Here is a 12160-nt window from a genome sequence, read left to right on the forward strand (position 1 = left end):
TGACACTCAGGACTCAGAAGCAATCCTCTGACACCCTCCCAGCCGAAGGCCTCCGCGTAGCGGCTTCGTCCAACATTCCCGGTGGGTTCGGCGGCCGCTGGAGAAAGGTCATCTTGCTGTCGGTGCCGGGGAACGCGAGCGGAACGAAGGTAGGGCCAGCGGTGGTAGCACTGGTTGGCGCAGTCGGCTCCACTCTGGGCAATAGCTGCATACCCCGGGAACGCTGGGGTGGCTGAGGGTCCAGGTCCTCCGGATACACAATTCCCGTGATTTCCTGGAGCCGCACCATCAACGGCGTTCCTTGGACACTCAGAGTCATGTTTGTGACTGTGACTGTGGAAGCGGGTTGAGGCTGAACTCTCGCGGGGGGCGTTTCCTGGGCGTGGGCGGCTGGGACTGTGCTCGTAGCGACCATGATCACCAGTTGCAGAAGATAAGTGCGCGGGGAGTCTAAATAGGAGTTCATGGCGGTCCTTTTCCTAGGCAAGGCAAACTAGGGATACCTTTCTAGGTTGTCGAGCTGCCTTTTTTGCAATTCCGGGGGTGCCGGCACCCTCGGCTTATTTCTCTGAATCCTGCGGGTTCGGCCAATGTAGTGTGGGCCGTCTGGGCCCATGGGGTGGGGGGAACGAGGGAAGGATGAACGTCCGAGAACGACCGAAAGGACTTTTCAAACATCCCCGCTCTCGCTGATGATCCCTTCATCGCATGAAACACACTTTTCTCTCCTCGCTGCTGGTGTTGCTCTCCTTGGGCCTGAGCCTGGTTAGGGTGCAATCGGCTGAGACGCCCGCGGGCGCTGTCTCGGCCATTCGTCACTCGTACCTCGTCATGGGCGGGAAAACCGCCATCATTGGCGAGGATGGCCAGCCGATGTGGGAATACCGGGGCGGGTCGCGAGATGGGTTCGTGCTGCCTCACGGCAATGTTCTCCTGGCCTTCAGCGATCGGGTGGAGGAGGTTACCCGCGATAAGCAAATCGTCTTCAGTTATCAGCGCAGCAAGGAGAATGGCGAGATTGGCACCACGCAGCGGCTCTACAACGGCAACACCCTCATCACCGAGTTGGGAGTCAAGCCCCGCTTGCTGGAAGTGAACCCGAAAGGGGAGATCGTGTTGGAAGTTCCGCTGCAGCCCGAGACCGACAATGTCCACATGCAGACGCGCATGGCCCGCCAGCTCAAGAATGGCAACTACCTCGTTCCTCATTTGCTGGCCTTCGCTGTTAAAGAATATACTCCGGAAGGCAAGGTGGTCCGCGTGTTCAAAACCGACTTTGAAGAGCTGGGTGGACGCAAAGCCGAGAACTGGCCTTTCACCGCCATCCGTCTCGACAACGGTAACACCCTCGTGTCCCTGACCCACGGCAACAAGGTGGCCGAGTTGAACATTCAAGGGGAAATCGTCTGGAAGGTGGACAATAGCCACGTGGGAGGTTTGTTGAAGGATCCCTGTGGGTCACAACGGCTGGCCAATGGCAACACCGTGATCGGCAGTCATGCGGCCAATAAGGGGATCTCCATGGTCGAAGTGACCCCGGATCGACAGATTGTCTGGACCAGCGATCATCCGCTGGCCGCCGGAGTGCATCACTTCCAAATCCTGACCACCAACGGCAAGCCTGAGCCAGGCATGCCGCTGAAGTGATTAGGTGAGGATCTCCGTAATGGGCTCGCCGTGATCCTGCTCGAGCCTTCGCCGTCCGGGGATTTCCAGCTTATGGGAATCCAGGCCGAGACAGCGGAGCGTCGTGGCATGGATGTCGGTCACATAATGACGATTCTCCACGGCATGGAAGCCGATTTCATCGGTGGCTCCATGCTGCACGCCGCCTTTCACACCGCCACCCGCCATCCAGGCGCAAAAGCCTTGCGGATGATGATCGCGTCCCGAGTCCTGCGCTCCGGGTGACCGTCCAAATTCAGTTCCAAAGACTACCAGGGTATCTTCGAGCAGACCGCGTTGCTTGAGGTCCTTGAGCAATCCGGCGATCGGCTGGTCGACTTGGGACGAGAGCTTTGTGTGATTGGACTTGATCTCGGAATGCGCATCCCATTCGCCGCCGCCGCCCCCGCCGTGAAAGAGCTGGACGAATCGAACCCCGCGTTCGACCAAGCGGCGCGCGACCAGGCATTGCTCCCCGAAGGGCCGCGTCTCGTTCTGGTCAAGGCCGTAGAGGCTGCGCACGTGAGCTGGCTCGCGATCGAGTTGGAGCGTTTCTGGAACGCTGGTCTGCATCTGGAAGGCCAGCTCGTAGGCCTTGATGCGGGCGCGGAGCAGGGGATCGTCTGGATAATCAATTCCGGCCAGCTGGTTCAATCGGCCTAGCAACCCCAAGTTCTCCCATTGCTCTTCGCTCGTGATGCTTCCCTCTGGCGGCCGAATGAAGGGCAGCGGGTTCTTGGGATCTGTGCTCAGTCGCACGCCTCCGTTTTCCGGACCCAGATAGGATCCGCCATAGGTGAAGGCCCCGCCACAGCAATCGCCCGTAGGCACTCCGAGCACCACATACTCGGGCAGATTTTCATTCATTGTTCCCAGCCCGTAACAGGCCCACGACCCCAAGGTCGGGTGCTCGAGCTCGCGAGGGTGACGTCCCGTTTGCCAGGTGAGCTGGGCGCCGTGATCGTTGTGGATGGTCCAGAGCGAGCGGACCACTGCCAGATCGTCGGCGCACTCGCCGATGTGACGGAACCAATCGCCAACCACCAGCCCGCTCTGTCCGTAGGTGCGGTAGCCGGTTTGCAGAGGCATCAGGGTTTTCCGATTTCCATGAGACGGATTGCCCCCGATGACGTTGCGATGCTCGCTCGCCAGCACCTTCGCGTAAGGGGTTTCGCTGATGGACTTGCCGGCGTATTTGGTAACCTCGGGCTTCACATCGAAGCTTTCGAGATGGCTCACGCCACCGCACAAGAAGATCCAGATCACCGACTTCGCCTTTGGGGGAAAATGAGGATGCCCTACTCCTGCCCGACCGGGAGCCTTGCCGGCTTCGAGCGGGGACTGGCCGAACCCTTGGCTGGCCAAGAGGGAAGAGAGGGCGACGCCGGTGAACCCCATGCCCGTGTCGGTGAGAAACGTGCGGCGAGAGATTCCTGGGCAGCGCCGGATATCGGTGGGTTTCATGGTGCCGGTTAGCGGACGGTCACAAAGTCGTTGTGGTTAATGAGAACCAGGATCAGCCGTTCGGCTTGCCGTGCAGGCGCTGGGGAGTCCGCGGTGGCCAGGGTTGGCTTTGGTCGGAGGAACGCGAGACACTGGTCCAGCTCTTCGGGTGTGGGGCGGCGCGCGAGCATTCGTTCGAACGCCCGTTCCACGTAACGCTGTTCATCCCCCTTGCTTTCGGAGGTGAGGCGACGTGTCAGGATCTTGGCCTGCTCGATGGCCATGGTGCTGTTCGCCAAGGCCAACGCCTGCTGCGGCATCACGCTGGGGTGACGCTCGTAGCACTCGGTGACGCTCGGACCATCGAAGATTTGGAGGAACTCGGCCTGCTTCTCGGCGGCATGTCGGAGGTAGATGGAACGGCGTCGCGAACTCAGGGCCAGCTTATGGTCAATATCCGGGCCGCCGAACTGGGTGTCGAGGGTGCCGGCGACGTGGAGGAGATTGTCTCGCACGGCCTCGGCTTCCAGCCGACGCGAGTTCATTCGCCAGAGGTAGTGGTTATCGGGATCGATCTTGGCGCTTGCGACGTCGCTCGCGCTGCTCATTCGATAGGCTGCGCTGAGAACCATCTCACGGTGCAGGGATTTCATGCTCCACCCTTTGGCGATCAACTCGGTCGCCAACCAATCGAGCAGCAAGGGATGGGTGGGGGGACGACCGTTGCGGCCGAAGTCCGAGGGAGAGGGAACCAAACCGCGTCCGAAGTGGCGGAGCCATAGGTGATTTACGGCGACGCGAGCCGCCAGCGGGTTCTCGGCGGCGGTGAGCCATCTGGCGAAGCCGAGTCGGCGTCCGCTGGTCGTCGCCGGGAAGGTCTCCGTGGGGCGCGGTGTAAACGTCGTGCTGGGTTCCTTGGCGGCCTCAGCTTTCGCTGCCGCAAGCAGGGTCTCCACTTCGGCTGCCTTCTTCTTCGCTTCCTCCCGGGCCTGGATGGCCTTCTCCATGGCCTGCTTGGCCGAGGCGAGTTTGGCTTCTTCGGCTCCGTCGGCGGCAGCCTTGGCTTCGATCGCACTCTGCTCGCGCGCTTCCGCCTCGTGAAGACTCACCTGGAGAGGGTGAAGTTTGAGTTCAGCTTCGGCCACCGCGAGTTGGCGTTGAGCCTGGGAGGCGGCCCGAGCGGCATCATCCCGAGCCCTGGGAGTCTGGGACAGTGCGGGTGGAAGCGGCATCCCCGTGGCGGCGCATTCGGCCTGAATCACCGCTTGCAACGCTTTCTCACTGAGTTCCGCCACGTGCGCCTTGAGTTCGAGTTCGCGCACTCGATGGGCGTTGTTGGTGCCGATGGACTTGGCTTGCTGGAATCGATCCCGAGCCGACACTGTTTGTTGCGCGGCATCGGCCAGCAGCTCGGTCAGCACAAATGGTCGATCATTGGGATGGGACGCCGGGCGCGGGAGTGTGATCGGCTCAGCGTGGTAGCGCCCGCCCAGTGCGCTCGGCACGCCTGGCGCGATGGGAGCGTTGGTCAACGGCTGACGTTCATCGCCCCTGTGGAACACATAGGTGGGGGTCGGGATGGCATCGTAGGCGCGGGCCAAACCGTTGGAGATCGTGTTGAGCTGGCCGGGAACTCGGTCGGTTCGGACCTGGTGCGGTTCAAAGATCGCTCGCAGGCTGTAGTAGTCCCGTTGGCTGATGGGATCGAACAGATGGTCGTGGCATTTGGCGCAGCCCATTGTGACTCCCATAAAGGCTTGAGCCGTGTGCTTGACCGTGTCTTCCAGCCATTGCTCTCGGGAGAGCATCTTGTAATTCCGGACTAGAAAGCCGGTGGCCCGCAGCGTGTCGGGATCCTCGGGAGCCACTTCATCACCGGCCAGCATCTCGATCACCATGCGATCGTAGGGCTTGTCGGCATTCAGGGATTCCACGATCCAGTCGCGCCATTTCCAGATGTGCGGCTTGGAATCGCGAACCTGGCCACCATCGGTCCAGCCGGCCCAGTCGCTGTAGCGCCAGACATCCATCCAGTGGCGGCCCCAGCGTTCGCCGTAACGAGGATCGGCGAGCAACCGGTCCACCAATTGGTCGTAGGCATTGGCGGATGCGTCCGCCAGAAAGGCCTGACGCTCCTCGGGCGTGGGATTTAGCCCGACCAAGTCCATGAAGACCCGGCGGAGCAAGACTTCCCGGGAAGCCTCGGGTTGTGACGTTAAACCCCGCTGCTCTCGCTCGGCGCGCAGGAACGTATCAATGGGCGATCGGTCACTCGGGGAAGGGGGAAGAGGCAGGCTCGGTCGGGTCGGAGCAAAAAACGGATTCCATCCGGGGGTTGCCGCGGCAGAGGAAAAACCGATGTTGCTGAACAGGATCCCCAGGCTCAAAAGCCAACTCCAGGGCTGGTAGCGTCGGTTGCTTTCCATGAGCAGAGCTTAGGAGGTGGGGCACGGAACTCAACCTCCAACTGAATGCGCGATGTCAGGGCTGCACCCCGGGCGTCATGATGACAGCATCCAGGAGGATGACTTCCTGGCTGCCGGAGCGGACCAGGGCCCGAGCCCCGGCATTCTCATTACTGCGCGACACCACTGCGGAAGCGCCCGTGGAGACAGGAATTTCCGTCTCACCCGGGGTCAGCTCGAAGTCGCCAATGATGGTGCCATTCCCGAGGTTCTGTCCGGGAGCGATCATCAACTCCACTCCTGGCAGGCGCCACGCGCGCACCTTATAGCTTTGGTACAGGTTGGATCTCGCCACCCGCCACACCGACTTGCGTCCGATATCACGGAGCATTCTCAGGGCGGCTTGACCCGCGTCCGGATCGTTGAGTTTGGCTTGGATACGTTGCAGGAGTTCCTCGTCACTGACTTCATCAGCATACGGATAGCTTCCGAGGACCGCTTGGTAGGGAAGGTCGGTCAGTTCGACGCTCGAGGGTTCCTCCGGCAAGACGTCGATGGCGCGCGAGAGGGTGGTAAAGAGGCTGTAGGTTCCGTTGGTCAGCTGCGCTGATTTCGGAATGCAGATGCTGACGGACCGCGTTCCCACCGCCTGCGCGCTGCCGAGGCCGCCGAAGGTTTCGGCCGAGTAAGTGGACTTCACCCACTCCTTGAAGGCGGAGATCGGCTTGTCGACCAGGTCGCAAAAACTGCTGAACTTAACGGGCTGTTGCACCTTGAAGTCCGGAGATAGGAACTTTTGGGTCCGTGTGGCGCTGGCAGGAAGTCCGGAAGAGACCTCGATATCTTTTAGTCCCTGGATGGAAATGCCGGGGATGGGGGTTTCGAAGCCTTCGTTGGACAGCTGGTTAACGAATTTGACTCCGTCTGCCTTTTGGTCGAGACCGTAACGCTCGGCGTATTCGCTTTCCATCATGCCCATGGCCAGATTGATTCCGGCGCTTTTGACTTTGTCGGCGATCGAGGCCTCGCAGGCCTCCAGGTAAGCCCCTTCGGTGAGCGCGGCCAGGATGACGGTGGAGGTCACATCCACGGCGAGATCCACGGCGGTATCAGCGATGATCTTCATGGTTTTCTCGTTGCCGGAGCTTTGGCTGGTGACGACGAGGTTGAACTCGGGCGCCGTCTGCGAGGGCGACTCTCGGACGAGGAGTGCGGGTTTGACTTTGAACGTTCGACGATCTTTCGGGGTAACCAACGGCGGGTCGGTATCGATCTTGAAAAGGCTGGTCGAGCGAATCGCGGTGCGGATGGGCGCTTTTTTATCTTCGTTCTGCGCGAAGCCCATCACGCTGTGAACGCGGTAATTCCCCAGTTTGGCGCTTTCGGGAGCCAGGCCTGTCCCGGCAACCTGACCGGCCTCGCCCTCGCGCTCCAGGATCACGTCCCTGATGTCGTCCAGCTGATACTCCAAATCGGGGTCGATGAGATTGGCGGGTTTGTCATGAAGCAGGTAGCCGGCGTGCAGGCCCGGCACCGCTTGGCCGGGCGTGCGCGACTCGATGGCAAAGGCGCCGGGCTCCCGGCGGTTCAGGCTGTGGAAGCCTCCAGACGTTCCGCCCAGGGCGGGGGCCAGTTGGTTGTTGGAAAGCTGCGAGGAGCCGCCCAGGGCGCGTCGGACCACCGGAACTGCGAGCAGGGCTGCGCTGTTCGGTAATTCATCCAACCGCAGCGGGAAGGACAGATTCAAGGTCTGATCAATGATGAAAGGTTTTCGCGGCGCAGTGAGGTAACCCGCATCAAACAGGACCGCGTCGAGGTCTACTCCGAAGGTGCCAACTCCGGTGGCGGTTCGGCCGGGGACTGGCTGATAGGGTCGAACCCGGCCATCGCGGCCCAAGGGAAGGTAGTCGGGAAAATCAACGAAGCCCACCGCGTGCCGTTGAAACGCCTGGTCCAGAATTCCGGCGTAGAAAGATCGGGGCACCGCGTCCCCAACGAAGCTCGGATCGCGATTGAAGTCGCTGGCGTTGGCCTCGTGGTCGACGTAAACGGCTACCGGAGCCTGCGCGTATTCCGACGACGGCCCCGTTCCCAGGGAGCCGTTGTCCTGCACAGCGGCATAGGCCTCGTAGGTCAAATCCCGTGAAGACCTCAAAGTGTCGAACGCGAGACTTGGGGTCGACGGCTGTTCCTGGGGCCGCGCCACGGAGTTGTAGGCGGTGAACGGCAGGACGTCGATCAGATTGGAGCCCAAGCGGACCAAAAGCAGCTCGCCGTTCGCCGTCCGGCTTACGAAATCCGGCACCAAGTCGGGATTGTTCTCGGCCCCCAGTTGGAGCGACTGGGGATCGAGCCGGCGGTGGTCGGTGTGATCGCCAAACACATAGAATTGGGCAGTCGCCGCGGGAAACAATTGGATGGCGAGTTGACGCACCTGAATGGTTCCGTTTGCTGGATCGAGGCTGCGTTGAAAGCCGACCAGAGGGTTTACCGGCAGGACTCCACGAAACGGGACACCGCTTCCATTGTCCCGCTGGTCGAAAATTCCATCGCGGTTCAGGTCTTCTGCCGGATCCGGAATTCCATTCAAGTTGGCGTCCCAGCAAGCGTGGATCGAGGGCCGCAGCTCCAGGTCGAAGAGCTGCAGGGGGACGCTAAACTCGACAGGTCGGATGCGGAAGGGCACGGCCGCCTTCGGGAAGCGGACTCCCTTCTTGGAATTGGTGAAGGAGTCCAGGGTGGAGAACGCGTAGGCCGCGTTTTGTGGAAGATTGTGGTCGGCCGCGAGGGTTTCAAGGGAGTAGGCGACTAGCTGGATTTCGCTCTGGAACGTTTGGCCGTCGGGAAAGCTTAAGTGAATCGCCCGCGTCCCGTAACGCCCCGTGGTGAAGTAGGCTGGATCCGTTTCGACGGTGACTCTCAGCGAAGAGCCATTGCGAGTCTGTCGCACCAGCCGCAGACCTTCGCCGAGGTTGATGGTGGGCAATGCCGAACCCAGCGCTTTCAAGAATCCGTCCGTGCCAACCACGCGAAACTCGGCGTGGGCTGATTCGGAGGGCAGGATGCCGTTGGACACCGCGTCGCGGACTCGCTGGCTAGCCACTGGAATGTAGCGTGGCGTGATGCCGATTCCTCGGCCGGGTAGCATCAGCGCTTGTCGCAGAAAGGTGTCATCGCGTTCATGCGTGTAGTCCGTGATGCCGATCTCCGTGTAGGTCCCACCCACTCGCTGGCCGTCTACCATCTGGATGGTTTCGACCCTCAGGTTCGCTTCGCTGGCGAGATCCCCCCGCGCCAGCGTGAAGACGGTTGGGATAAAGACCACCACCAGATCGGCGTCGGGGGTGGGCTGGGGAAGCAGCTGAAACTGGATGAGTCCATTGCTATCGGGGATGGCCGGCGAAGCTCCGGCAAAGCGGCCGATGCTCGGGATGCCGGGATCCAGAAAGGTGAGGGAAGGGCCCTGCACATAGTAGCACCACACGCCTGCCATTACATAGTTGGTCGTGAGTGTGACGGAGTTGGGATCCAGGCTGGAGCGGGATTGAGTGATTACTTTTTTGCCCAACCGTCGGGGAAGTCCTTCTCCAGTGTACGTCTGAAGCAGGACATCGATGGGAGTGTTTGGCACCCAGGCCCCCGAGGTGGGAGCCAGTATCTGGATTCCCCCGAGTTGATCGCTGGTCGGGATCGGCTGGGAGCTGCTCGAGTTGAGGGGCAGCTTGGAAGCAGTGGCGATATCGGCCAGCGGCGTCCCTGAGGAAGCAGGACTCACCACTTGAATGGGGAGGTCTGCCGTTCGAATCTCGGATCGTCGCGAGAGTCCCAGGCTGACGAGGTGAGTTCCCGGCTCACGGAAATGCCCCGAAAAGTTGTTACGCGCGTTCGCCTGGATGAGAGGGACGCCTAGGTCGGCCGGCAACTCCCAGGTGCTGCCATCCGGTTTTCGAATGCGCCAAACCAGGGGATCTTGCTCGGAGAACAACGGTCCCGAAATTCGGTCGGGATACAAGGGGAGGCTGCCGGGCGAGGGCCCCTTGGCCATGGCGAGGTCGATGTAAGAGTTGGCCACCACGACCGAGCCGGTGGTTGCTCCGTAACCCAATCGGTCTCGAACGAGCGTGGGCGGCGCGCCTTTACGGATCTGCAGCTCGGGCAATAGAATCTGGACCGGCAATTCTATTGGCGGGATTCCGGGGTCATTGGGAATGGAGACGATGAGCTTCTGTGCTCCCACCTCACGCGGGGAGATGCGGAGGTGCAATCGTCCTAATTCCGGGTTGGGGAAACCGAGAGTGCTAAATCCTGACGGCGCCTCGATGGTGATATCGCTGGTTTCCACCAGTTCCTCGGGGAGGGGGAGAACTTGAAGCCCTTGCGCGATGACCTCCGAGGGGCGCGAGATCAAGAACTTCTGGCCGCTGGCGAAGCGCACGCGAACGGGGGTGCGCCCGATGAAACTGCTTACGCCGCTGGGGTTGGAGACGGCCACTTCGAGTTCGATCCATTCACTGATGTACGCCTCATTGGTTTTGCCCGTGGCCGAGCCGGAGATAACGGCGTTCAGCTTAAGTCGGGTGAAGGTGACATTGGCGGACGCCTGGCGTTGAATCACTCCATCGTCATATTTAACGGTGATCACGCCGGTTCCCGGTTTGTTTCCGATTTCGACGAACCCGCTTCGCTCCTCGAGGCTGGCCACGATCCCTTGGGTTTGAGGGGTTCGGCCACCTTCGAGGTACGAGATGATGTTCGTGGCATCGCCCACCAAACTCACCGCCGCGCCGCCGGCATTGGCAAACCTGTTTACGAACAAGCTGACCCGGCCGCGAAACGGAAAGAACTGTGGGATGAGGTTGAACATCACGCCAGGTCGGGTGACTTCGATCTCGCGGATGGCGGGCAGCGTGCTCCCATTGAAGCGCATCAGGTTGATCTCATCATCTGTGCGCAGCTTGAGTTCCTGAACCCGGACGTGAACATCGGCTCGGGATTCGACCACCGTCGTATCGCTGACTCCCAGCACATTGTGCGCTGCCTCGATTACCGAAACACCGTAACGCTCGCCAATCGTGACTGCTCCGTTGGCATCCACGGATGCCGCTTTAGGGTTTCCGGCGCGGAAGGTGACATCGGCGGGGCCGAGTGGAAGGGCAGATCCGTCCGATTTGAGCAGTGTTGCACTCACCACGCCGGCTGGGCCGGTTTGAATCGAAACGATCTTGGCGGGGGTCAACGCCAGCTCGGCCAGTGAAATCTGGGCCGACGCCTGCACGGGTCCTTCGGGTGTCAGCGAGAAACCGACTCGGATTGTCGCCGGAAGCACCGCTGGCATGGTTTTAGGCGCGCGGTATTGACCTGCGAAATTCACCGTCCCGAATTCCTCCGATCCTCCTAGAACGCCATTGACCTTCCAATAGACTCGTTGGAGGGGAATCAATGCGCTGCCGGGAAGGGAGGCTCCCGCCTGGAAGACCCGCTGTCCTCCTAACCCGATGAGCTGTGAAGCGGGTTGGACTTGCAGCTGAGCGGTTCCGCGCGCGATGCGAATGACCCCGCATACTTGACGGGAAGCGTCGTCCGGATCGGTCGCGCATACTGTGACCTCAGCAATTGTCCCGACCAGGGGGGCGGAGAAGAACACGCGGGCCGGGTTCAGTGGGCTGGGGAGAATGGTTCCCACCGAGGCGTTCCCATTCGTGATGCCATTGACCGTAAAGATCCAGCGGGTTCCCCAGGTGTCATTCACCTCGAGAAAGACACCATCCCCCGGGAAAATGGTCACGCCATTCGGACTCAGGCTGACCGGGGCCTGTTCCAGAGCGCGGAAGAACTGCTGAGGCAGATCCGTGGGCTGGTCGGTTTCGGCCGTGCCGCCAGCGAGAGTCAGAGCGTCCACTCGCATCCAGTTCAAGAGATCTTCCGAAGCCTGAATGATACAGTGCTGGCCATCCTCACCCTCAACGCGGAAGCGGAAGATCCCGGCTTCTAGTCCTACCACCTGAAGTCGGAGCGGGTTGACCTGCTGGGCTAGGGCGGCTTGGCAAAGTCCTCCGAGGAGAATGGCGATCATCCCAACCGCGCGAGAAAGGGCAGATTTCATAAGACTCACTACCTTGACCACAGCATCGTTCTTGAATGCACCTGATCCCCGTTGGTCAAGTCTCGGCTCGGGAATCTCGATGGCTATTACTTGAACCATACTACATCAAAAAGGGGCGCAAAAGGCGAGCGAAACAATGGTGAAGGCGCGAAGAAGGGCAGGGACGCCAGCGGGAAACCGAAGCTAGGCGGAGCGGCTGTCGGCGTCTGGGCTCTGTCCGAAAACCGTCATGTCCTCGGCGTGCTGTCGAAGCTCCTTGCCGTGAGCAGGTTCGGGCTGGGGGTGATTATTTCCGGGTGAGGCGGGGAACTATCTAACGGCGGAACTCCGTACGGGGAATGCCGCTCGGAGTATGGAGTTCCTGCTTCAGCAGGTTCGGCGCGCGAACTTGCTTCGTGGCCGCATCCGCCTAAAGCCCAATCCATGCAGTTGGAGTCGCGTTCGCTCATGGAGATGCCCCTAGGTTTAGCCAGTTGGGTTCGAGCCTTCCAACTGCATTGCAGTTGGGAAGTGGAGAAACAATTTTGTCCAAAAGTCTTCTCCA

Annotated in this window: 5 protein-coding genes; 1 reads left to right on the top strand and 4 read right to left on the bottom strand. The window is 60.8% G+C overall.

The window, feature by feature from the left end; all coding sequences use genetic code 11:
* Positions 1–13: 13 nt before the first annotated feature.
* Positions 14–466: a hypothetical protein gene (locus tag JNN07_08165; GenBank protein MBL9167701.1), complete on the bottom strand. Its 453-nt coding sequence runs from the start codon at positions 464–466 to the stop codon at positions 14–16.
* A gap of 242 nt (positions 467–708) precedes the next feature.
* Here JNN07_08165 and JNN07_08170 point away from each other — a divergent pair, with 242 nt between their 5' ends.
* Positions 709–1647: a hypothetical protein gene (locus tag JNN07_08170; GenBank protein ID MBL9167702.1), complete on the top strand. Its 939-nt coding sequence runs from the start codon at positions 709–711 to the stop codon at positions 1645–1647.
* Here JNN07_08170 and JNN07_08175 read toward each other — a convergent pair whose 3' ends face one another.
* Genes JNN07_08175 through JNN07_08185 form a run of 3 tightly spaced genes read right to left on the bottom strand, consistent with a single transcriptional unit; the run spans position 1648 to position 11616 of the window.
* Positions 1648–3129 (bottom strand): DUF1501 domain-containing protein, encoded by a 1482-nt coding sequence (locus tag JNN07_08175; protein MBL9167703.1) that lies wholly within the window; start codon positions 3127–3129, stop codon positions 1648–1650.
* Positions 3130–3137: 8 nt separating this feature from the next.
* Positions 3138–5534 (bottom strand): DUF1553 domain-containing protein, encoded by a 2397-nt coding sequence (locus JNN07_08180; protein ID MBL9167704.1) that lies wholly within the window; start codon positions 5532–5534, stop codon positions 3138–3140.
* Positions 5535–5589: 55 nt separating this feature from the next.
* On the bottom strand, positions 5590–11616 hold the full coding sequence (locus JNN07_08185; GenBank protein ID MBL9167705.1) for a hypothetical protein: 6027 nt from the start codon (positions 11614–11616) through the stop codon (positions 5590–5592).
* Positions 11617–12160: the final 544 nt, after the last annotated feature.

Source organism: Verrucomicrobiales bacterium (assembly GCA_016793885.1).
Taxonomy (GTDB): domain Bacteria; phylum Verrucomicrobiota; class Verrucomicrobiia; order Limisphaerales; family UBA11320; genus UBA11320.

Excerpts from the sequence above, each read along its gene's own strand:
- JNN07_08165 (MBL9167701.1), bottom strand. The coding sequence starts at position 466 with ATGAACTCCTATTTAGACTCCCCGCGCACTTATCTTCTGCAACTGGTG.
- JNN07_08170 (MBL9167702.1), top strand. The coding sequence starts at position 709 with ATGAAACACACTTTTCTCTCCTCGCTGCTGGTGTTGCTCTCCTTGGGC.
- JNN07_08175 (MBL9167703.1), bottom strand. The coding sequence starts at position 3,129 with ATGAAACCCACCGATATCCGGCGCTGCCCAGGAATCTCTCGCCGCACG.
- JNN07_08180 (MBL9167704.1), bottom strand. The coding sequence starts at position 5,534 with ATGGAAAGCAACCGACGCTACCAGCCCTGGAGTTGGCTTTTGAGCCTG.
- JNN07_08185 (MBL9167705.1), bottom strand. The coding sequence starts at position 11,616 with ATGAAATCTGCCCTTTCTCGCGCGGTTGGGATGATCGCCATTCTCCTC.